At 70.2% G+C, this 20,148-nt stretch carries 21 protein-coding genes and 1 pseudogene; 6 read left to right on the top strand and 16 right to left on the bottom strand.

What is annotated here, in order from left to right:
- Positions 1-37 precede the first annotated feature (37 nt).
- From ABE488_RS10595 to pyrF, 3 genes are read left to right on the top strand one after another with little or no spacing between them, the layout of a single operon-like run.
- Entirely contained in the window at positions 38-610 is a 573-nt protein-coding gene (locus ABE488_RS10595) for a hypothetical protein (RefSeq protein ID WP_346448290.1), read from the top strand.
- 59 nt (positions 611-669) lie between these two features.
- The gene (map, locus tag ABE488_RS10590) at positions 670-1,407 is read left to right on the top strand and encodes a type I methionyl aminopeptidase (RefSeq protein WP_346448289.1); all 738 of its coding nucleotides are present in this window, start codon (positions 670-672) and stop codon (positions 1,405-1,407) included.
- Positions 1,408-1,415: 8 nt separating this feature from the next.
- Positions 1,416-2,246, top strand: coding sequence for an orotidine-5'-phosphate decarboxylase (gene pyrF, locus ABE488_RS10585; RefSeq protein WP_346448287.1), 831 nt, complete (start codon positions 1,416-1,418; stop codon positions 2,244-2,246).
- Positions 2,247-2,273: 27 nt separating this feature from the next.
- On the opposite strand, the gene pncB is transcribed toward pyrF, so the two are convergent.
- The 12 genes and pseudogenes from pncB to gspG form a co-directional block, all read right to left on the bottom strand.
- Complete coding sequence (gene pncB, locus ABE488_RS10580; RefSeq protein ID WP_346445688.1) at positions 2,274-3,461, bottom strand: nicotinate phosphoribosyltransferase; 1,188 nt, start codon at positions 3,459-3,461, stop codon at positions 2,274-2,276.
- 98 nt (positions 3,462-3,559) lie between these two features.
- Positions 3,560-4,411: a glycosyltransferase family 2 protein gene (locus tag ABE488_RS10575; protein ID WP_346448286.1), complete on the bottom strand. Its 852-nt coding sequence runs from the start codon at positions 4,409-4,411 to the stop codon at positions 3,560-3,562.
- A gap of 191 nt (positions 4,412-4,602) precedes the next feature.
- A pseudogene (locus tag ABE488_RS10570) lies at positions 4,603-5,385 on the bottom strand (glycosyltransferase); the annotation flags it as partial.
- Between the two features lie 21 nt (positions 5,386-5,406).
- Positions 5,407-7,668 carry a type II secretion system secretin GspD gene (gene gspD, locus ABE488_RS10565; RefSeq protein WP_346448284.1) on the bottom strand — a complete coding sequence of 754 codons (2,262 nt, stop codon included), beginning with the start codon at positions 7,666-7,668 and terminating at the stop codon, positions 5,407-5,409.
- 25 nt (positions 7,669-7,693) lie between these two features.
- Complete coding sequence (locus ABE488_RS10560; protein WP_346448283.1) at positions 7,694-8,545, bottom strand: hypothetical protein; 852 nt, start codon at positions 8,543-8,545, stop codon at positions 7,694-7,696.
- Positions 8,535-9,173, bottom strand: coding sequence for a type II secretion system protein GspM (gene gspM, locus ABE488_RS10555; protein WP_346448281.1), 639 nt, complete (start codon positions 9,171-9,173; stop codon positions 8,535-8,537). Before gspM ends, ABE488_RS10560 begins: the two co-directional genes overlap by 11 nt.
- Positions 9,163-10,203 carry a PilN domain-containing protein gene (locus ABE488_RS10550; protein ID WP_346448279.1) on the bottom strand — a complete coding sequence of 347 codons (1,041 nt, stop codon included), beginning with the start codon at positions 10,201-10,203 and terminating at the stop codon, positions 9,163-9,165. The genes gspM and ABE488_RS10550 overlap by 11 nt, the downstream gene beginning before the upstream one ends.
- A 137-nt stretch (positions 10,204-10,340) precedes the next feature.
- Positions 10,341-11,192, bottom strand: coding sequence for a type II secretion system minor pseudopilin GspK (locus tag ABE488_RS10545; protein ID WP_346445699.1), 852 nt, complete (start codon positions 11,190-11,192; stop codon positions 10,341-10,343).
- Positions 11,189-11,827, bottom strand: a complete 639-nt coding sequence (locus tag ABE488_RS10540; RefSeq protein WP_346448278.1) for a prepilin-type N-terminal cleavage/methylation domain-containing protein — start codon at positions 11,825-11,827, stop codon at positions 11,189-11,191. Before ABE488_RS10540 ends, ABE488_RS10545 begins: the two co-directional genes overlap by 4 nt.
- Positions 11,824-12,264 (bottom strand): prepilin-type N-terminal cleavage/methylation domain-containing protein, encoded by a 441-nt coding sequence (locus tag ABE488_RS10535; RefSeq protein WP_346448276.1) that lies wholly within the window; start codon positions 12,262-12,264, stop codon positions 11,824-11,826. Before ABE488_RS10535 ends, ABE488_RS10540 begins: the two co-directional genes overlap by 4 nt.
- On the bottom strand, positions 12,261-12,764 hold the full coding sequence (locus ABE488_RS10530) for a GspH/FimT family pseudopilin (RefSeq protein ID WP_346448274.1): 504 nt from the start codon (positions 12,762-12,764) through the stop codon (positions 12,261-12,263). The genes ABE488_RS10535 and ABE488_RS10530 overlap by 4 nt, the downstream gene beginning before the upstream one ends.
- A complete protein-coding gene (gene gspG / locus ABE488_RS10525; protein ID WP_337244049.1) occupies positions 12,761-13,195 on the bottom strand; it encodes a type II secretion system major pseudopilin GspG in 435 nt (144 codons plus the stop codon). The genes ABE488_RS10530 and gspG overlap by 4 nt, the downstream gene beginning before the upstream one ends.
- Positions 13,196-13,360: 165 nt before the next feature.
- Between gspG and ABE488_RS10520 the strand changes: the two genes are divergently transcribed.
- The 3 genes from ABE488_RS10520 to ABE488_RS10510 are packed head-to-tail and all read left to right on the top strand — an operon-like array spanning position 13,361 to position 15,554.
- Positions 13,361-13,684, top strand: a complete 324-nt coding sequence (locus ABE488_RS10520) for a hypothetical protein (RefSeq protein WP_346448272.1) — start codon at positions 13,361-13,363, stop codon at positions 13,682-13,684.
- Positions 13,681-15,249 (top strand): PepSY-associated TM helix domain-containing protein, encoded by a 1,569-nt coding sequence (locus ABE488_RS10515; RefSeq protein ID WP_346448271.1) that lies wholly within the window; start codon positions 13,681-13,683, stop codon positions 15,247-15,249. Before ABE488_RS10520 ends, ABE488_RS10515 begins: the two co-directional genes overlap by 4 nt.
- Complete coding sequence (locus ABE488_RS10510) at positions 15,246-15,554, top strand: DUF3325 domain-containing protein (protein ID WP_346445710.1); 309 nt, start codon at positions 15,246-15,248, stop codon at positions 15,552-15,554. The genes ABE488_RS10515 and ABE488_RS10510 overlap by 4 nt, the downstream gene beginning before the upstream one ends.
- Positions 15,555-15,641: 87 nt before the next feature.
- Here ABE488_RS10510 and ABE488_RS10505 read toward each other — a convergent pair whose 3' ends face one another.
- From ABE488_RS10505 to ABE488_RS10490, 4 genes are all read right to left on the bottom strand, one after another.
- Positions 15,642-16,859 (bottom strand): type II secretion system F family protein, encoded by a 1,218-nt coding sequence (locus tag ABE488_RS10505; protein WP_346448270.1) that lies wholly within the window; start codon positions 16,857-16,859, stop codon positions 15,642-15,644.
- 49 nt (positions 16,860-16,908) lie between these two features.
- Positions 16,909-18,642, bottom strand: coding sequence for a type II secretion system ATPase GspE (gene gspE, locus ABE488_RS10500; RefSeq protein WP_346445713.1), 1,734 nt, complete (start codon positions 18,640-18,642; stop codon positions 16,909-16,911).
- Positions 18,643-18,702: 60 nt separating this feature from the next.
- Positions 18,703-19,329, bottom strand: a complete 627-nt coding sequence (locus ABE488_RS10495) for a DUF2242 domain-containing protein (protein WP_346448268.1) — start codon at positions 19,327-19,329, stop codon at positions 18,703-18,705.
- A gap of 110 nt (positions 19,330-19,439) precedes the next feature.
- The gene (locus tag ABE488_RS10490; protein ID WP_346445716.1) at positions 19,440-19,823 is read right to left on the bottom strand and encodes a hypothetical protein; all 384 of its coding nucleotides are present in this window, start codon (positions 19,821-19,823) and stop codon (positions 19,440-19,442) included.
- Positions 19,824-20,148 lie beyond the last annotated feature (325 nt).

Below are 20,148 nucleotides of genomic sequence, written 5' to 3'. Positions count from 1 at the left end.
CACGAGGCCCCGCTCACCCCGGGGCCTCGGCCCGGCCATGATCCCGACCCATCGCCTCCACATCTTCGGCGCGTCCGGCAGCGGCACCACCACGCTGGGCGCCGCACTGGCTGCACGTCTGGCGCTGCCGCACGTGGATGTCGACGAGGTCTACTGGAAGCCGAGCGACCCGCCCTACACCGAGAAGACCACGCCAAGCGAGCGCATCGCAGCGATCGAACAGCGCCTCGCCGGTCACGACGCGTGGATTCTGACCGGCTCGCTGGTGAGCTGGGGCAGCAGCCTCGTTGCGCGGTGCACGCTGGCAGTCTTCCTCTCGCTCGACGACACCGAACGCATGCGCCGCCTGCACGCGCGCGAACACGCTCGCTACGGCGACCGGATCGCGCCCGGTGGCGACATGGTCGAGCACCACCGCGCTTTCATGGATTGGGCTGCGCAGTACGAGACGGGCGGGCCGGAGATCCGCAGCCGGGCGATGCACGACCGCTGGCGGCAGACCCTGCATTGCCCAGTCCTGACGCTCGACAGCAGCCCCCCGCCCCCGGCGCTGGTCGATGCCATCATCGCCCGCCTCCAAAAACCGGGGTCAGAGTCGATTTTTCCCTGACCCCGTCCTCCCCCCTCGGCGCACACTGCCATGAAATTCGACTCTGACCCCGGTTTTCCATGACGATCCAGACGCCTGATGAGCTCGAAGGCCTTCGGCGCGCAGGCGCGCTGGTGGCCGGCATCCTGTCCGCGATGCGCGATCAGGCGATCGCCGGTGTCACGCCGCGCGCGCTCGATGCAATCGGCGCCGGGATGCTGCGCGAAGCCGGCGCACAGTCGGCGCCAGTGCTGACCTACGGCTTTCCCGCGGCGACCTGCATCAGCGTCAACCGGGTGGTCGCGCACGGCATCCCGAACGAGACGCCGCTGTGCGACGGCGACCTGGTCAACATCGATGTCTCGGCCGAACTCGACGGCTTCTTCGCCGACACTGGGGCGAGCTTTGTCGTCGGCACCGCCAATGCGGCGCAGCAGCGCCTGCTCGATGCGACCCGCGAGGCCCGCGATGCGGCCATCGCCCAGTTGCGCGCGGGCGGGCTGATCAACAGCATCGGCCGGACCATCGAGACGGTTGCCGCGCGTCGCGGCTTCCGGGTCATCCGCGACCTGCAGAGCCACGGGGTCGGGCGCGCGCTGCACGAGGCACCGGGCTCGATTCCGGGCTACTACGACCGGCGCGACACCCGCCGCTTGCACGCTGGCATGGTGATCACGGTCGAGCCGTTCCTGGCCACGCACAGCACACGTACCGACCCGCTCGACGACGGCTGGTCGCTGGTGTGCCCCAAGGGCGTCGGCGCGCAGTTCGAGCACACGGTCGTGGTCACCCACGACACCCCAATCATCGTGACCTGAGGACCACCATGCCCCGCTCCTTCATGCAGGCGCTGCGCGCGCGCTGGCAGGCCGCCGATACGCTGGTCTGCGTGGGACTGGACCCCGAGCCTGCGAAGTTTCCCGCCCGGTTGTCCGGCAATCGGGATGCGGTTTTCGCCTTCTGTCGCGACATTGCCGATGCGACGGCCGAGTACGCCTGCGCGTTCAAGCCGCAAATCGCGCACTTCGCCGCGCTCGGCGCCGAGGATGCGCTGCAGCGGCTGATCGCGCACCTGCATGCCCAGCACCCGGACGTGCCGGTGATCCTGGATGCCAAGCGCGGCGATATCGGCAGCACCGCCCAGCAGTACGTGGGCGAGGCCTTCGAGCGCTACGCCGCCGACGCGGTCACGGTGAATCCGTATATGGGCCGCGACTCGGTGCAGCCATTCCTCGACCGCGAAGACAAGGGTGTGGTGATCCTGTGCCGCACCTCCAATCCCGGCGCCACCGATCTGCAGGATCTGCCGGTCGCGCAGGGCGGCGCCACGCGCCCGCTGTACCAGCATGTCGCCGAGACGATCGCGCGTGACTGGAACGCGCACGGCAACTGCGCCCTGGTCGTCGGCGCGACCTGGCCGGCGCAGTTGCGCGAGGTCCGGGCGATCGTCGGCGATCTGCCGTTCCTGGTGCCAGGCGTCGGCGCGCAGGGTGGCGATGTCGAGGCGGTCGTGAGCCACGCCAGGACCGCCGACGGCACCGGCCTGATGGTCAGTTCCTCGCGCGCGATCCTCTACGCATCCAACGGCGACGATTACGCCGAGGCTGCGGCCACGGCGGCGCGCGAACTGCGCGACACGATCAACCGCCATCGCTGACGCGTCCGGCCACACACGCGTCGCCGGTCAGGCTGCCTGTTCCGGCGGAACGCCAAATACCTGGCGCAGATAGCTCAGGTAACCGGGGTCGTCGCACATGCTCTTGCCCGGCGAATCGCTGAGCTTGGCCACCGGCTGACCGTTGCAGCGGACCATCTTGATGACGATGTTGAGCGGCGTCGGACCGAGATCGTTGGTCAGGTGCGTGCCGACCCCGAACGCGACCTGGCAGCGGCCGCGGAAGTGGTCGTGGAGCCGCATCACCTTGGCGAAATCCAGGCCGTCGCTGAAGACCAGGGTCTTGCTCGCCGGATCGACGCGGTTGTGCTGGAAATGCGCGAGCATGCGGTCGCCCCAGACGAACGGGTCGCCCGAATCGTGGCGCACACCGTCGAACAGCTTGCAGAAGTACATGTCGAAATCGCGCAGGAACGCGTCCAGGCCGACCACGTCCGACAGCGCGATGCCCAGGTCACCGCGATACTCGTGGGCCCAGGCCTCCAACGCGGCGACCTGCGAGTCGCGCAAACGCGGCCCGAGCGCCTGGAACGCCTGAAGGTACTCGTGCGCCATCGTGCCCAGCGGCGTCATGCCGTAGCGGCGCGCGAAATCGACATTGCTGGTGCCGACGAACTGCGCGCCCAATGCCTCGCGCAGCAACGGCAGCATGTGCCCATGCCACTGCCGCGAGTAGCGCCGCCGCGTGCCGTAATCGGCGACCTTGCAATCGTCGAAGCCGGGCGTATCGCGCAGCAGCGCCGCCTTCGCCTGCAGCCGGCGCTCGCCCTCGGCGAAATCCGGCGCCGAGGTGTTGCGGAACCAGACCTCGTTGACGATCGCCAGCAGCGGCACTTCGAACAGGATCGTGTGTAGCCAGGGGCCGCGGATGTCGAGTTCGATCTCGCCCGGCACCGATGCCGACGGCCGCAGCTCGATGTACTTGCGATCGAGCCGGAACAGGCCAAGGAAATCAGCGAAGTCGGGCTTGATGAAGCGCAGGCCACGCACGTAAGCCAGCTCGTCGTCGGTGAAGCGCAGCGCGCACAGTGCGTCGATCTCCTCGTCGATCTCACCGAGGTAACGCGCCAGGTCGATGCCCGGCGTTCTGCACTTGAACCGGTACTCGACGTGGGCACCGGGGTGCTGGTGTAGCACCGCCTGCATCATCGTGAACTTGTACAGGTCGGTGTCGAGCAGGGACTGGATGATCGCCATGGGGGAGGTCCGCCAAAGAAAGCCCGGCTAGCCTAGCGCGTGGGCGATGGCGCCGGCGTCTGCACCGAGCAGCGGCGGCAGAACGCTTCGGTCCAGGTCTATAGCCGGCGCAGCACGGCCAGCGGGAAGCGCAGCCAGATCGCCAGCCACACACCGACCCGCTGCGCGGCGCTCCGGTGCGGCGCCTCGAAGCGGTTGAAGTAGCGCCACAGCCCCCGGTGCTTGTGCCACTCGACGAACAGCGGCCGCGCGCGGCTGGAAACGCCGCGGACGTGCAGCACCGCGACGTCGTTGGCAATCGCAACCGTGGCGCCCGCCTCGCGGGCGCGGCGGCACAGGTCGAGATCCTCCGCATGCAGCCGATAGCCGGTGTCGAAGCCGTCGATGCGATCGAACAGCGTGCGCGGCAGCAGCATCAGTGCGCCGGAGACCGCATCGACGCGTTGCAGCGGCTGCGCCGCATCGCGCGGCAGCGAGAGATCGCGCGCGGATGCGGTGCGCAGCATCGCGACGAAATCGGGATCCCGCCGCCGGGCGGCCGGATCGGCCACGCCGTCCTCGCCGAGCAGTTCGCTGCCCAGCAGACACGCCTTGCCAAGCGCGTCGGCATGCGCGCGAAGCCGCGTCAGCGTGTCCAGCTCGACCAGGCAATCGGGATTGACGAAGGCGATCCACGGCGCGTCGGCATCGCGGGCACCCTGGTTGCAGGCGACCGCGAAACCAGGATTGTCGGGATTGCCGATGAAATGCACGCGCGGATCGAGCGAGGCGTGCCGCTGCACGATCGCCAGAGTCTCGTCGATCGACCCGTTGTCGACGATTCGGATCTGCGCCACGCCAGCGGCCTCACGCAGGTGGCGCAGGCAGGCGTCGATCGTGCTCGCGCTCTGGTGGGTGACGACGACGGCGACCACATCGGCCGCAGGTGTCGGGGGCGACGTTGCACTCATCGCGGGGAGGTCTCGGCCTCGGTCTGTCCGGTCGCTGCGTCCTCGGGCAAAGGCCTGTCGTCCGGGTCCCCGGATGCGGCATGCCGGCTTGAGGTCGCGTCGTCGCCTGCATGTCCATCGCCCGCATCAGCGAGGTCATGCGACGCAAACAACCCATGTTGCGTCGGTGCGTTTTCGAGCGCTGCATAGCGGCGCTGCAACTGCGCGCGACAGGCGTGCAGCGGGTCATCCATCAGATACGTCGCCAACCGCGCATGCCACCCCGGCCAGCGGACCGCGAGCGCGTCCATGTCGCCCTCGCGCGGACCGCCCTCGCCGCCGCGCGCGACGAACGCGGTCTCGCACAGCGCGTTGCGCCAGCCCAGGCCGGCCATCCGCAGCGACAGGTCGATCAATGCGGCATACCAGGATCTGTAGCTCGCGCCATCCAGCCCGCCGGCCTTGCGCCGGGCATTGCCGCGCAGCAGCACCGCGTGGTCGATCGCGGCCGGCAGTTCGGGATGCAGTGGCGGCAACTGCTGGCAGGCGCGTGCGAGGCGCAGCGGATCGTCTGGCACCGGCGCGATCTCGCCGATGCGGGGCCACGAGGCCGCCTCGCCAGCGTTGCACCAGGGGGTCGCGGTCGCGATCGAGGCGTCGCGCGCGAAGCACGCGGCCAACTCGACCAGCCAGCCGGGCAGCGGTACCGCATCGGGCGCGAGCACGACGACATCGGCATCACCGCAGGCGCGCAGCACATCGTCCAGGTGCGCGACTTCGCCGACCCCACGCTGGCGGCAGGTGTAGTCGGCCTGCAACGGGGTCTGTGCCAGCCAGCGCTGCACGATCTGCGCGCCGCGCGGCCCGATACGCGCATCGTCAGCCAGCCACACCTGCGTGCCGGCAGGCGTGCCGGCGTCGAGCGCAGCCAGGCAGGCGTCGAGCGCATCGTCGTCGTGCCCGACCGGCAGTAACACCACCGGCAGTGCCGTCATCGGCGCGCGTCCCCGATCATGTCAGTCGCGCGGCTGCAGCGGCTGCAACGCGCGGAAGCGGCGCCCGTATTCATCGGTCAACTCGCGTGCTTCCTGCGGATTGCGCACGATCGTCGGCGTCAGCAGCACGATGACTTCGCTGCGGCTCGTGCCTGATCGCTGCTGCCCAAAGAGTCCTCCGATGACAGGAATACGGCTCAGGCCTGGCAATCCTGTCGAAGACTTGCCGACCTCGTCTCGAATCAACCCGGCAAGCATGACGGTGTCGCCAGCCTGCACAGCGGCTTCGGTCTTCAGCCGTCGTGTATCGATGCGCACGTTGCCTTGTGCATCCGCAGTGCTTTGCGGTCCCGGCGAACTGACTTCCTGCACGATATCGAGGAACACCATGCCATCGCGGGTCACGCGAGGGCGGACTTTCAGGATCGTGCCGGTCTCCAGGTACTGCACGTTGGTATAGCTGTTGTCGCCGAGGATCGGATTGACGCTGGTCGTGGAGATCGGAATGCTCGCACCGACGTTGAACTCGGCCATCGCATTGTTGCGTACAAAGACCGAAGGCGACTGCAGGATCTGGACGTCCGTCACTTTATCCAGCGCACTGATAACGGCGGCGGCGTCATTCTTGAACAACGTCCACGAGACGCTTGGGTCGTCACCACGGATGTCGATTGCTCCGCCCAACGTGCTCCACTTGCGCGGGAGGGCGGGATTGTCACGTAACGAGAGACTCGGCAGTCCAGCCAAGGACGCTGCATTCTCGATGTACCAATTGACCCCATAGCGCAGATCACCGCTCAGCGTCACCTCCACCACCTGCGCCTCGATGTGCACCTGCGCGGGCATCACGTCGAGCCGTTCGACGACGTCGCGAATCGACCGCCACGCAGCCGGCGTGGTGCGCACGAGCAGCGTATTGGTCTCGTCGACCGCCGACACGCCGACGCGGTCGCCGCCGACCTCCAGCGTCACGCTGCTGGGGCCGTCCTGGCGCTCGTCGAGCTGCATCTGGCCGATGTCCCCGCCACCACCGCTCCGCATGCCACCGCGGCCACCACGGCCGCCGCCCATCCCGGAGTTGCTGCCCAGGCTGCCCGACGACGAATCGAGGCCGCCGCGGCCGCCCGACGTGCTGCCGTCCATGCCGCCGCTGCGCAAGGTGTTGCCGCTCAGCCCAGGCATCAGCGAGGCGCTGTCCTGGCCGCTGCTGCCACCGCTGCCGCCGAACACCTCCGACAGCCGCTGGGCGAGCTCGCGTGCCTTGATGAATTTCAGTTCGAGCGAGAACAATCGCGGCTCCTGGCCGGCGTTGTCGATGCGCTCGAGCCACTGCTGGATCTCGCCCAGGTAATCGGCCTGCGGTGTGATCACCAGCACCGCGTTCGCGCCTTCGAGCGGCATGAAGCGGAACATGCCCGCGACCGGCGACTCGCTGTCCTGTCCGAACACCTTCTCCAGATCGGCGACTACCTGGGTGGCCTTGCCCGACTGCAACGGGAACACGCCGACCGACATGCCCGAGAGCCAGTCGACGTCGAAGATCTCGATCGTGCGCAGGTAGTTGTCGAGTTCGGAGCGGCTGCCTGAGATCGTGATGACGTTGCGCGCGTTGTCGGCGCCGACGATCGCGTTCGGGCGCGCGTAGGGCTCGAGCACCTTCTCCATCTCGGTCGCCGAGATGTAGCGCAGCGGTACCGTGCGCACTTCGAAGCCGCGTGCCGCACCGGTCCCGCCGGTGCGCGGGGCCACGGTGCCAGTGGCGAGTGCGGTGTCGGCCGGCACGATGTTGTAGCGGCCGTCGCTGTAGATCATCCGGGCGTTGTTCCAGCCCAGCACCATCTCCAGCAGGCTCAGCGCCTGTGCCGCGCTCACCGGTTTGGGCGTGGCCAGCGTGACTGTGCCCTGCACTTCGGGCGCGATGACGTAGTTCTGGCCGAGCATGTCACCGAGGATCGCCTTGGCGACCGCATGCACGGACTCGCCCTCGAAATTGAACGAGGCCTGCCCGGTGGTGGTGCCGCCGAGTGTCGGCGGTGGCGCGGCCGCGGCGCCGCGATTGATCACCGTGCCGCTGCCGCGACGGATCTGCGGACGCGGCCGGTCGTCGTCGTCGACCAGCGACTGCACACGCGGCCCGTCGGCCACGCCCGTGGCATCGGCCTCCACCCCCTGGCGTAGATCGGCGTCGCGTCGAACGGTCGGCGGCGGCGCCGTGGCGCAGCCGGCGAGCAACGCGATGCAGATGCCGATCGCGAGCGTCCTGGACGGAAGGGCGGGAGTCATCGAAAGAGGCTTCATCGACTGGAGTCTACGGATCCTGGACGGGGGTGGGCGACGGCTGCGGCGAGGGCGACGGCCGGGAGGGTGGTTGTTGCTGCTGTTGTTCCTGGCGCAGGCGCGCGCGTCGCGCCTCGATCCGGCGACGGATCTCCTCGACCTGCGCTTCCGCCGTCGCGGCCACGTCGTTGCTGGCCGCCTGCGCAGCGCCCGGCGGTGCGCGATTGCGCCCGCCTGCGCCGCGCTGGCCACGTCCGGCATCGCCGGACTGCGGGATGTCCGGGGGCGGCGGATCGGTCGCGGGCGGCGGCCGACGCAGCGGCATCTGCACCGCGCGGTCCTGGGCGACCGGCGTGGTCATCGGCGTCGGCGGCTGGCCGCCGGTGCCGTCGAACACGCGCAGCTCCAGCGTGCGTGGACCCTCGGGACCGTTGAAGACTGCGCTGCGCGATTCCACGCTGCCGAGCACCCAGCCGGGCGTCGTCGGCGGCGCCTCGCCGATGCGCAGGCGGATCGATTCGCCGCCCCCGCTGGGCTGCAGGATCGCCATCGCGAAATCGGGCGTCAGCAACACGCTGGTCAGCACGAAGTCGAAGCCCGACGCGGCCTCGCCGCCTTCGTCCTGCGGGTCGATGAAGAACGGATGAGGCTTGCGGTCGGCCGAGAACAGCGGTCGCGCCGCGATCTCTCCGTACTGCGACAGCGGTGGCTGGGGGACCACGTCCGGCATCGCCGACGCGGTCGCCGCCGACGGGTCACCGTCGTCCTCGCGCTGGCCGATGCGCCCGCCCAAACCGGCCAGGGTCAGCACCAGGAACAGCAAGGCCCACGCCGCCACGGCGCCGATCAGCCAGGTCCGGGGATTGAGCCGATCAACCCGCATCGGTCGCCGCCTCCGCGCCAGGCGCCGCCGCGGGTGCGGACGGACCGGGCAGCACATAGCCCGACAGGTCGAAGCTCACGTCGACGCCGCCGCTGGTGGCCCCGGCAGCCAGCGTGTGCCGCTGGCTGAGAATGTTGAGATTGTCGACGAACAGCCGGGGCGTGCCCGCTTCCAGCGAATGCAGCACCGCGGCGAGCTCGGGCATGCCGCAGCGCAGCCGCACCTGCACGGTCGCACGCGGGTAGCGGTCGTTACGACCGCCAGCCAACGGCGAGCGGTTGCTGATCGCGCAACTGCGGTTGCCCGGACTGGCTTCGAGCACCGCGTTCTCGAGCCGCTGCACCAAGGCCGCCGTCGCCAGTTCGACGCTCGCCTGCGGCATGAAGCCGGGCGCCGCCGCCATCGCCTCGCGCGCGCGCTCGAGTTCGGCGCGCACCTGCGGTGCCTGCTCCAGTTCGCGGCGGATGCGCAGTTCGCGCTCCTGCAGCGAATCGATACGCGCGCCCAGCTCGCGCATCGGCTGCGTCCACCACGGGTGCAGCAGCACCAGGTAACCAAGCAACAGCGCGCCCAGGAGCAGGCCCAGCGCCAGCCAACGGTCGCGCGCCGGCACCGGACTATCGGGCATCGTCGGCACGGGCGGCCTCCTGCGGTGGCGGCGCGGCGGGCGCGGGCGGCGGCGCAAGTTCGGCGGTCAAGGTGAAGCGATCCGAGCGCGTCCGCGGGTCGTTCTGCAACGCCCCGGCGAGCGCCGGCGAATGCCACAGGGGCGACCCCTCCAGTTGCCCGACCAGCGCCGAGGCCTCGGTGCTCAGGCCGATCAGCAGAATCCGGTTCCCCTCGATCGCCGCCTTCTCCAGCGAGGTGCTGTCGGGCAGCCGCCGGCTCAGTTCGTCGAGGACGGCCACCGTGGTCGGCCGCGCAGCCCGCTGGGCCTGAAGAAACGCCATGCCCTCGCGCAGGTCGGCCAGTTGCTGGCGCTGCGCGGACGCCGCGCGCGCACGGATCGCCTCGGCTTCGACCTTCGCCTGCAAGGCATCGGCCGCGGCGGCGCGGTTCTCGCGCATCTGCCACAGGCCGGCCATCGTCAGCAGCACGGCGACCGCCGCGAGCAGCCATTGCAGACGACGCTGGGGATCTTCGCGTCGGCGCCGGCGCTCGGCGTCGATCAGGTCGACGCCGAGCGGGCGGTCACCCTCGGCCAGATCGATACCGGCCAGCGTCGGCGCCAAGGCACCGAGCGCCGCGAGCTCCGCTTCGATCGTCGCCCGCGGTACCACCACCAGTTCGACCTCGAGCTGGCCGTCGCCGCGGCGCCCCAGCAGGCGGTGCCCATGACGCACGTCGCCGGCGGCGAACGGCGTCTGCCGGTCGATCTCGAAGCCCAGCACATCGTGCAGGCGATCGGCGGCGGCTTCGGGCAGCAGCATGCGCCTGCGCAATCCCGCCTGGGCGGGCAGCAGCAGCCAGCGCGGCGTCCCGGCCAGGCGCTCGCCGAGCAGCGCCGCCAACGGATCGCCGGCACGGCCCGCCAGTTCAGCAAGCGGCACCTGCGCCAGGTCGCGGGTCTCGCGCGCTTCGTGCAGGACCAGTCGCAGGCCATCGCCCTGCGGCTGCAGCAAGAGACGACGGCCGGACAGCCCGAACAGATCGCGCACGCGCGGCGGCAACCAGGTCGCGAGGGCGGTGCGCCACCACGCCAACGCACTGCGGACGCGGGCCCATGTTCGCCCGTCCGGGCGCCAGCCACGGCGCGGCGGCGCCGACGCGCCCGGGGATGCAGGTGTTGCGGACATCATCGCGGTGAAGCTCCCTCCTCCCAACGCAGCACGCTGTATGCCGTGCCCGGTACGGCGCCAGCGCCGGTCCTGACCACTGCCCGCAATCGCGCGCTCCGCCCCCCTTCGAGCTGCGCACGGCTGTCGATACTATACGTGCCGCTGCCGCCGCCCAGCACTGCCTCGGCAAGCAGTGCGCCGGTGGCCGCGCGTGCGGCCAGAATCGGATCGGCGTCAACGCCCATCGCCTGCAGCACCACCGCATCGGCGAATTGCGGATCGGGCGAAGGCAGACGGCCGTACACCGTCAGGTGCGGCGCCACCGCCTCGAACAACGCGGGCGTCATCCCGAGCACCTGCTGGACCTCGGCCACCGTTTCGAACGGCGCGTTCTTGGCGCCGTACGCGCGCCCTTGGGCCGCGTACTCGGCGCGCTCGGCGCCGCCCACCGGCTGCACCAGGTCGTCCTCGTCGCGCCAGTCGACGATCGCGCCGGCCACCTGGGCCGCCACGTCGGGCTCGGCGCCCACCGCGTGCAGCAGCGCAGTCAGCAAGTCGCTGCCGGCCGCGTTCAGATCGACCTTTCCCGTCTCGTCGACGATCCGGATGTCCACGGGCATATCGTGGAACTGCCAGGCGTAGGGCCGCCCGTCGGGCTGCCAGCGCAGGGTCGGGTCCGGCAACGCAAGCCGCATCAACGCGTACTCCAGGCCCGCCCGCGCGGCGGCATCGCCCACGGTGCCACGTGCCAGCACGCGCCCCTGCTGGTTCTCGATGCGTGCGCTCAGCGCGAAGGCGCCGACCAACGCCGACAGCAGCACGATCAGCCACAGCACCAGCAGCAGGGCCGCGCCCCGGCTCCGGCTCATGGCAAAGCCTCCTGCTCAGGCTGGCCGCTGCCCTGCGGCAAGGTGACGACCAGCAGCGGCCAGGCGCCGTCGCGCTCGGTCTCGATCGCGATCTCGACCTGCAATGGCAGGGTCGCCGGCCCCCAGCGCTCGCCCCATTCGCCGAGTTCGCCGGTGGTGTCGAAACCGCGATAACGCAGGCGCAGTGCAGTCAGATCGTCGATCAGCGGCTCGGGCGGGCGCGGCGCGGCGTCCTCCACCGTCCGCCCCCCCAGCACCATCGCGAACGCTGCGGTCAGGCGCTGCGGCTTACCGTCATCGTCGACCGCGAGGTCATGCAGGTGCGGCCCGCCCTGCCCCAGGTAGTCCGGCAGGTCGGCGACGAAGCGCAGCCGTTGCGATTCGCCGATAAAGCGCAGCGGCTGGCCGGTGGTCTCGTCGACATCGAAGCCGATCGGCAGCGCCGAGGCGGTCCGGCGGCGCAGGAAGCCTTCGACCGCGCGCATGCGCTCGCTGCGCTGGGCCAGCGTCTCGCCGCGCTCGACGGTCGCGGTGGCCGCGCGCAGCGTGGTCAGCGCGAGCGCGAGCCCGGCGGCCAGCAACGCGGTCGCCACCAGCACTTCGATCAGCGTAAAGCCGCGGACGCTGCGGTTCATGGCGTGGGCGGACCGGCCGCATCGGGAGCATGCAGCCGCAGTGTGCGCAGTTGCAGGCGCTCGCGTGGGCCGGCCTCGCCCCAGTCCATTGCCAGCGTCAGTTCGTACAACTGCGGTCCGCCCTGCGCGAGCGGGGCTGCGGGCGGCAGGTCGGGGTCGACGTACGGCGCGATTGCGAGCGTCCAGCGGTAGCGGCCGTCCTCGAAGCTGCCCGTGCGCTGGCCCGGCGCGACCGGGATCGACAGGCCGACGCCGTCGAGCAGCGAACGCGCGTGCAGCGCGGCGCGCCCGGCATCGGCCGACCAGCGGACCTGCCGGGTGCCGTTGGACAGCGTGCCCAGCAACAGCATCAGGCCCAACCCCAGCACGGCGAAGGCCACGATGACCTCGATCAGCGTGTAACCGGCCTGGCCGCGTCCTGCGCCCGGCCGGTTCACTGCTCGCCCCTGCCCAGCCGGACCTCGCCGGTCAGCCAGGCGACATCGACCTGCCAGACCGCGCCGCGCAGCATCACCCGGATCCGGCCGCCGGTGGCCGCGCCGTCGGCGAAAAATACGATCGCGCCCTCGCTCTGCGAGGTCTGTAGTTCGCGCGCGCCGGTGAATTCGACATCGAGCTTGGCCGGAATCTCGCCATGCCGGCCGTTGGGCGCCTGCCAGGTGCGCGCCTGGGGATCGAGCACGAAGCGCTGCGGCTCGCCGGTCGCGATCGCCTGGGTCCGCGTGTAGCGCAACTGCGCGGCCAGTTGCTTGGCGGTCGACTGCAGCGCGATGCGGTCGAAGCCACCGCTCATCGCGGCCGCGGCGAGCACGCCGGTCACCGCGATCAGGCCCACGACCAGCAGGACCTCCAGCAGCGAGAAGCCGCGCTGGCGTCCCGGCACCGCCCGGCCCGAAGGCGGATGCGGCGTCGGCGGTCGCGGCCGCCGCGGGATCATTCGTAGCGGATATCGGCGTTGACGCTGTCGCCGCCAGGCTTGCGGTCGGCGCCGAAGCTGACGATCTCGAAGGGCTGGCCGTCGCCCGGCGCGCGGAATTCGTAGGGCGTGTTCCAGGGGTCGCGGAGCTCGCCTTCCTTCGCGTACGGCCCGAGCCAGCCACCGGCATCGCCGGGCTGGACGACCAGGTCGTTCAGGGCGTTGGGCAAGCGGCCGGTGTCCATCTCGAACTGGTGGACCTTCTCGGCCAGGGTCTGCACCTGGGCCTTGGCCAGATTGACCCGGGCGCGGTCGCCGCCGCCCAGGATCCGGCTCGCGGCGAAGGCGACGATGCCGCCGATCAGCACGACGACCAAGATGATCTCGATCAGGCTGAAACCGCCCTGTTGCGTCTTGCGGACCCCGCGACGCGATCGGAGGGAGTGGTGCATGGGACGCTGCCTCGTCTTGGGATCGAGTCCGGATTGTATGCCGCACGGACGACCGACCGGGAAGCCGGCATCGGCGCGATCGGGGCCACCGCCTTGCTCGCCCGCCTAGTTGCAAATGATTCGCATTTGATATCATCACCATCGCCGCCCAGCTCGACACCTTCAATGCCCACCCCCGCTTCCCCGACCGCCCGCGCCCAACGTGACCGGACGCCGATCGCCGTCCGCCTGGATGTGCTGTGCCGCGTCCTGGTCGCAGTACCCGGCAACTACGCGGCCACCGCGTTGCTGGTCGTGGCGATCGCGCGACTGTGGCCCGGCAGCGCGCTGTCGGCCGCGGTGACGGCGACGCTGCTGTCGTTCGTGCTGTTCGCGGCCGGTGTGATGGCCACGTTCGCTGCGCGCGACGGCTTGCGCGCCGGCCTGTGGCTGGCCGGTATCGCGGCCGTGGCGGGCACGGTCGTGGCGCTGACCGGGGCACCGGCATGAGCCGCGGCTTTCGCCAGTCGCAGGCCTGGCTACACACCTGGAGCGGCCTGCTGGTGGGCTGGGTGCTCTATGCGATGTTCCTGACCGGCACCAGCGCGTACTGGCGCGAGGAAATCACCCGCTGGATGACGCCCGAACTGGGCGCGCCGGTCGAGGCCGCGACCGCCACTCGCCAGGCGCTGGCCTGGCTGGAAACGCACGCCCAGGGCGCGGACGCGTGGACCGTGCAGTTGCCCGGGCCGCGCACCACCGGCACCCAGGTATCGTGGCGCATGCCGGGGCAGTCGTTCCGCGAGGCCTACGCCTCGCGCACCTGGCTGGATGCCGATGGCCACGCGGTCGCGGTCCGCGACACCCGCGGCGGCGATTTCTTCTACCGGCTGCATTTCGACATGCATTACATGCCGGTGCTGTGGGGACGCTGGCTGGCCGGCATCTGCGCGATGTTCATGCTGGTGGCGATCGTCAGCGGCGTGGTCACCCACCGCAAGATCTTCGCCGACTTCTTCACCTTCCGCCGCGGCAAGGGCCAGCGCAGCTGGCTCGACGGCCACAACGCGCTGGCGGTGCTGGCGCTGCCGTTCCACCTGATGATTACCTACACCGGCCTGATCACGCTGATGGCGCTGTACATGCCGTTCGGCGTCGATGCCCGCTACGCCGACGAGCAGGCGTTCTACGCCGAACTGTTCCCGCAGGCACCGACTGTCGAGCGCAGCGGCACGCCGGCGCCGCTGGGCGACGTCGAGGCGATGCGCGTCCGCGCGGCCGCCGACTGGCAGCCCGACCGCGTCGACACACTACGCATCGACCTGCCCGGCGATGCCGCCGCGCAGGTCGTGGCCTCGCGCAGTACCGATTCGCGCATCATCTATGACTTCGAATCGATCGCATTCTCGGGCACCAGCGGCGAGCTCGTCTGGCGCACACCGCCGCAAGGCGCGGCGGCCGACACCCGCGACGGCATGGTCGGGCTGCATGCGGCGCGCTTCGCACCGATGACCATGCGCTGGCTGTTCTTCCTGTCGAGCCTGGCCGGCACGCTGATGGTCGCCAGCGGGCTGGTGCTGTGGACGGTGAAACGGCGCGCGCAGTTGCCCGACCCGGCACGCCCGCACGTCGGCTTCCGGTTGGTCGAATCGCTCAACATCGGCTTCGTCGCCGGCCTGCCGGCCGCGATGGCGGTGTTCTTCTGGGCCAACCGGCTGCTGCCCTTCGGCATGGCCGAGCGTGCGCAATGGGAGATCCACTTGTTCTTCCTGTTCTGGCTGGCGTGCGTGCTGCACGCCTGCGTGCGCCGGCCGGTCGCGGCCTGGCGCGAGCAACTGGCGGTCGGCGCCCTGCTGTTCGCAGCGCTGCCGGTCTACAACCTGATCGCAACACGCCACGGGCTGTTCGCCAATCTCGCCGCTGGCGACACGGCGATGGCGACGATGGACATCGGCCTCCTGGTCCTTGGCGCGATATTGGGCTGGATGGCTTGGGCAGTCGATCGCCACGCGCGCCGCGCCCCCGTACGACCGCCACGGCGCGCGCGCGTCGGCGATGCGCAGGTGCCGGCATGAACGGCGCACAGGTCGTGCTGGCCATCTTGCTCGCAGCTGCCGGCTTCACGGCGCTGGCGCTGGCGATGGACCGCCACCACGCTGCGGTGCTCGGCGGCCCGCTCGCGCCTGCGCGGCGGCGCGCATTGCGCGGGGCAGGTGCATTCGCACTCACGCTCGCCGCCGCGTTGTGCGTACATCTCTGGGGCCCGGCGCAAGGCGCCGTCGGCCTGTGGGGCGTGGCGAGCGCAGGCGCCGCGACCGTGCTGTTGTGGCTGCGCTGGCGTGAGCCTGCGCGTGCTGCGCGGCCGCGCAGCACGCGGTGATCGACACCGCGTGATCCGTCGTTGCAACGTGTGCAGAGATGATCCGCTGCTTCCAATCACCCAATCCCCATCACGAGGGGCGGCGTTTCACCCGATCACACTGGTCAGGTCGTAGATCGGCACCAGCACCGCCAGGATCACCACCATCACCACCAGGGCGAGCAGCATCGTGATCGCGGGCACCAAGGCCGCGAGCATGCGGTCGAGCGACTGCCCGGTCTGTTGATCGAAGGTGTCGGCGGTGCGCATCAGCATCGCATCGAGGGCACCCGATTCCTCGCCGACCTGGACCATCTGGATCGCCAATCGCGGGAACCGGCCGCCGCGCGCGAGTGCCGACGACAGCCCGACGCCGTTCTTGACCTCCGCAGCCGCCGCCTCGACATCGGCCGCCAGCGCCAGGTTGCCCAGCACGTTGCGGCCGATGCCCAGCGCCGTGATCAGCGGCACGCCGTTGCGCAGCAGTGTGCCCAGCGTCCGCGCCAGCCGTGCGGTCTCGATGCGCGCGGCCAGCGGACCGGCCAAGCGGCGCTCGAGCAGCCAGGCATCGAAGCGCGCGCGAAACCGGGCGTCGCGCAGCTTCAGCGCGAAGGCGTAGGCCGCGACCACCGGCACGATCAACAGCACGATCCACCAGTCGCGCACGAAGCTGCCGACGCCGAGCACCAAACGCGTGAACACCGGCAGCTCGGCATCGAGGCTGTCGTACATCGCCGCGAACTGCGGCACGACGTAGCCCAGCAGGAACATCAGCGAGGCGCCGACCATGACGATCAGGATCGCAGGATAGATCAGCGCGTTGACCACCCGGCCCCGCAAGGCGCGCGCACGCTCGAGATAGTCGGCCAGCCGCTGCAGCGTGTCCTCCAGGCTGCCGCCGGCCTCACCGGCGCGCACCATGTTCACGTACAGCCGCGAGAACGTGCCGTGCTGGCGCTCGAGTGCGGTCGACAGCGACACGCCACCGCGGACCGCATCGCGCAGTTCGGTGATCGTGCGCTTGGCCTCCGGTTCCTCAGGCAGATCGAGCAGGATCGTCAGAGCGCGGTCGAGTGGCTGCCCGGCATGCAGCAACGTTGCCAGCTGCTGGGTGAACTGCACCAGCCGCTGCCCGGAGAACGGCTTGGGCTTGAACGCCGCTCGCCAGTCGCCGAGTCCGCGTGCTTCGCTCGCCGGACGCGCCTCCACCGGCAGGTGGCCCTGCTCCTGCAACCGCAGCGCGACCTCGGCCTCGCTGGCGGCATCCATGGTGCCGTCGAGCACTTCGCCGCGGGCGTTGAGGGCCTTGTAGCGATAGAGGGTCATCGCATCGTGCTGGGTGTATGGCGGTCGGTGCTGTGCGATTCGTACGGCATCAGGCTTCCTCCGTCACCCGCAGCACTTCCTCGATCGTCGTCAGCCCGCGCAAGGCCTTGGCGATGCCGTCTTCGTACATCGTGCGCATGCCAGCGCGGCGCGCGAGGTCTTCGAGCTCGCCCATGCCCGCATGGCGCATCACCGCGCGCCGGATCTCGTCGTTCATGACCAGGAACTCGACGATCGTCGTGCGTCCCAGGTAGCCGGTCGGCGCCGCGGCCGACGGGCCCGGTCGGTAGAGGTGGATCTCGCCCTCGGGCTGATGGCGGCGCAGCTCGAAGCGCTCGATCTCCTCGGGCGAGGCCGCATAGCGCACCGCGTGTGTCGGTTCGAGCCGGCGCACCAGGCGCTGGGCCAGGATGCCGTTGACCGTGGACGTGAGCAGGTAGTCCTCCACGCCCATGTCGAGCATGCGGGTGATGCCGCCGGCCGCGTTGTTGGTGTGCAGCGTGCTGAGCACTAGGTGGCCGGTCAGTGCCGACTGGATCGCGATGCGCGCGGTCTCCAGGTCGCGCATTTCGCCGATCATGATGATGTCCGGATCCTGGCGCACGATCGAGCGCAGCGCATTGGCGAAGTCCAGGCCGATCTGCGGCTTGGCCTGGATCTGGTTGATGCCCTCGATCTGGTACTCGACTGGGTCCTCGACGGTGATGATCTTCACGTCCGGCGTATTGAGCTGGGACAGCGCGGTGTAGAGCGTCGTCGTCTTGCCCGAGCCGGTCGGACCTGTCACCAGCAGGATGCCATGTGGTTGGTCGAGCACCTTCTGGAACTGCGGCAGGAATTCGCCGTCGAAGCCCAGCCGCTGGAAGTCGAACACCACCGTCTCGCGGTCGAGCAGACGCATCACCACGCTCTCGCCGTGCGCGGTCGGCACGCTGCTCACGCGCAGGTCGAGCTCCTTGCCCTGCACGCGCAGCATGATGCGTCCGTCCTGCGGCAGGCGACGCTCGGCGATGTTGAGCCGGGCCATGATCTTGATGCGGCTGATGACCGCGGCGGTCAGATTGACCGGCGGGCTCTCGCCATCGATCAGCACGCCATCGACGCGGTAGCGGACCTTGAGCCGGCTCTCGAACGGCTCGATGTGGATGTCGGAGGCGCGCAGCTCGACCGCGCGCTGGATCACCAGGTTGACCAGCCGGATCACCGGCGCTTCGGACGCCAGGTCGCGCAGGTGCTCGACATCGTCGACATCGCCGCCGCCCTCGCCGTCGGCCGACTCGACGATCGTGCCCATCGCACTGCGCCCCTGGCCGTGCCAGCGCTCGATCGCATCGTCGATTTCCGAACGCAGGCCCACCGCCGGCACCGGCTCGCGCCCGGTCGCCAGGCGCACCGCATCGCGTGCGTAAGCATCAAAGGGGTCGGACATCCACAGACGCAGGCGGCCATCCTGCTCGCCGATCGGCAGCACGTGGAACTGGCGCAGGAAGCGCACCGACAGCGGCGTCGCGCCTTCTGCCAGCTCGGGCGGCTCGTCGGGCAACTCGCGGCCGGCCAACAGCGGCAAGTCGAACTCCGCAGCGCAGGCTTCAGCATGGTCGCGCTCGGACACCAGGCCCAGCCGGGCCAACAGCCCCAGCAGGCTGCCCCCCGCCTCGGCGTGCAAGCGTTGCGCGCGGGCGAGATCGACGTCCTTGAGCCGGCCGTTGTCGCGCAGCCGCGCGATGACCCGCAGCTCCGGCGCAGCGGACGACGCCTCGGACCCCTCCAGCACGGCATTCACCAGACACGACCCCAGCGGCGATGGACCGGGCGACTGTAGCAGTTCGGTCGTAGCCGGGGCTCAGCGCGGCGCGTCGTCCCGTGCCGGGCGGTGCAGATCGTCGGGGGGCGGATCCTCACCGTCCTGGGCCGCTGGCGGGCGGCGGTCCTCGTTCGCCGGGCTCGGGACGTAGTAGCCCACCCGCTCGAAGAACCGGCGGTAGAAGCCGGCATCCTGCACGGTGCTGCTGGCCACGCGCACCAGCGAATCCTCGCGACTGCCGATCGGCACCGACAACGAGCCGAGCGCACCGACGCCCAGGCTCGCCGAGTTCGAACTCTTGCGCAGCACGTAGCGGTCGAGCAGCGCGCTGACGAACAGCAACGTCCGGTCGCTGCCGCGCGGCACGCACGACACGCGCACAGACAGTTGCGTGTGCACCTCGTCCTCGGGCTGGAAGTTCTTGGTCGCTTCGACCGCGTCATCTCCTGCCTTGCCGACCGCGTAGCCCTGCCCGAGCAATGCCAACCGGGCCGCGCTGCACGCCTGGGCCGGCGGCAGGGCGTAGGTGCGCGAGTAGATATCGTCGGCATCGAACGATTCGCCCATGAATGGCACGTCCTCGCGCACGTTGCGCCCACAGCCGGCCAGCAACACGACGGCGACAGGCAACGACACCAGGGCGGGCAACAGACGGAAGCGAACCATCGCAGGCGTACCGAACGGACGAGCCGCGGATGATAGCGACGACGACCGCCGGCGCCCTCGACATCGCCTGCACGGTTCATCGTTCAGCAGGCCGTGCCGGGCGCTCGCGTTCAATGCACGGCCGGCGCCGGGTCGTTGCGCGTCCGCCGCTCGGCCTCGAGCCAGTCCAGGTGCGCGGCGAGCGTACGACCGGCCGCCTGCGCCTCCGCGCACGCGGCGGCGTCGAGGACTTTGGAAACCGACAGCCGGGTCCGCACACCGGCCCGCCCCTGCACCGCGGCGGTGTGGCGCAGCATCGCCAGCAGCATCGCGGCGCTCGGCGTACTCGCCACCGGGCGACCGGCGAGCACCATCGTCCACTCGCCGTCTTCCAGCGTCGCACCGGCCAACACGCGACCATCGCCGTCGCGCAGCTGCGCATGGATCGGCGTGCCCTGCGCGCGGCGGGCGGCTTTCTCGACCGGGGAACGGCGCGGACCGGAAGGTTTGGACATGGCGATCTGGGCGGGAACCTGGCGCGACAGTATCCCAGATGCGGCCTGTACCGCTCGGGCCCGCCCGCTACACGCACAGAGAGAGGCCGACCGTGCGCGACGCCTTCCGTGGGCGACTCCGCATCCGCCCGAAGTCGGGCCGCACGCGTCCAGAACCGGGGTCAGAGTGCAATTTCCCCAGGCTAATTTGCACTCTGACCCCGGTTTTTCGGGTGGGCGGCCCCTGCGCCACTCATCCGAAGTGAACGCCAACGCCCGCCTTGATTCGGGAAAAGCGCCGCAAAAAGCCCGCGGCTGGCCGCGGGCTCGAATGGTGGACCGCACC

The organism is Luteimonas sp. TWI662, from assembly GCF_039673825.1.
Lineage (GTDB): Bacteria > Pseudomonadota > Gammaproteobacteria > Xanthomonadales > Xanthomonadaceae > Luteimonas.
Note: the sequence above shows the minus strand (reverse complement) of the source record. Positions and strands in the feature narration are given on the sequence as shown.

Bases quoted from the DNA above. Each gene is read 5' to 3' on its own strand.
- ABE488_RS10530 (WP_346448274.1), bottom strand. From the start codon at position 12,764: ATGATCCCGCGGCGGCCGCGACCGCCGACGCCGCATCCGCCTTCGGGC.
- ABE488_RS10540 (WP_346448278.1), bottom strand. From the start codon at position 11,827: ATGAACCGCAGCGTCCGCGGCTTTACGCTGATCGAAGTGCTGGTGGCG.
- ABE488_RS10545 (WP_346445699.1), bottom strand. From the start codon at position 11,192: ATGAGCCGGAGCCGGGGCGCGGCCCTGCTGCTGGTGCTGTGGCTGATC.
- map (WP_346448289.1), top strand. From the start codon at position 670: ATGACGATCCAGACGCCTGATGAGCTCGAAGGCCTTCGGCGCGCAGGC.
- ABE488_RS10515 (WP_346448271.1), top strand. From the start codon at position 13,681: ATGAGCCGCGGCTTTCGCCAGTCGCAGGCCTGGCTACACACCTGGAGC.
- ABE488_RS10575 (WP_346448286.1), bottom strand. From the start codon at position 4,411: ATGAGTGCAACGTCGCCCCCGACACCTGCGGCCGATGTGGTCGCCGTC.
- pncB (WP_346445688.1), bottom strand. From the start codon at position 3,461: ATGGCGATCATCCAGTCCCTGCTCGACACCGACCTGTACAAGTTCACG.
- ABE488_RS10520 (WP_346448272.1), top strand. From the start codon at position 13,361: ATGCCCACCCCCGCTTCCCCGACCGCCCGCGCCCAACGTGACCGGACG.
- ABE488_RS10595 (WP_346448290.1), top strand. From the start codon at position 38: ATGATCCCGACCCATCGCCTCCACATCTTCGGCGCGTCCGGCAGCGGC.
- ABE488_RS10560 (WP_346448283.1), bottom strand. From the start codon at position 8,545: ATGCGGGTTGATCGGCTCAATCCCCGGACCTGGCTGATCGGCGCCGTG.
- gspD (WP_346448284.1), bottom strand. From the start codon at position 7,668: ATGACTCCCGCCCTTCCGTCCAGGACGCTCGCGATCGGCATCTGCATC.
- gspM (WP_346448281.1), bottom strand. From the start codon at position 9,173: ATGCCCGATAGTCCGGTGCCGGCGCGCGACCGTTGGCTGGCGCTGGGC.
- ABE488_RS10490 (WP_346445716.1), bottom strand. From the start codon at position 19,823: ATGTCCAAACCTTCCGGTCCGCGCCGTTCCCCGGTCGAGAAAGCCGCC.
- gspG (WP_337244049.1), bottom strand. From the start codon at position 13,195: ATGCACCACTCCCTCCGATCGCGTCGCGGGGTCCGCAAGACGCAACAG.
- ABE488_RS10495 (WP_346448268.1), bottom strand. From the start codon at position 19,329: ATGGTTCGCTTCCGTCTGTTGCCCGCCCTGGTGTCGTTGCCTGTCGCC.
- pyrF (WP_346448287.1), top strand. From the start codon at position 1,416: ATGCCCCGCTCCTTCATGCAGGCGCTGCGCGCGCGCTGGCAGGCCGCC.
- ABE488_RS10510 (WP_346445710.1), top strand. From the start codon at position 15,246: ATGAACGGCGCACAGGTCGTGCTGGCCATCTTGCTCGCAGCTGCCGGC.
- ABE488_RS10505 (WP_346448270.1), bottom strand. From the start codon at position 16,859: ATGACCCTCTATCGCTACAAGGCCCTCAACGCCCGCGGCGAAGTGCTC.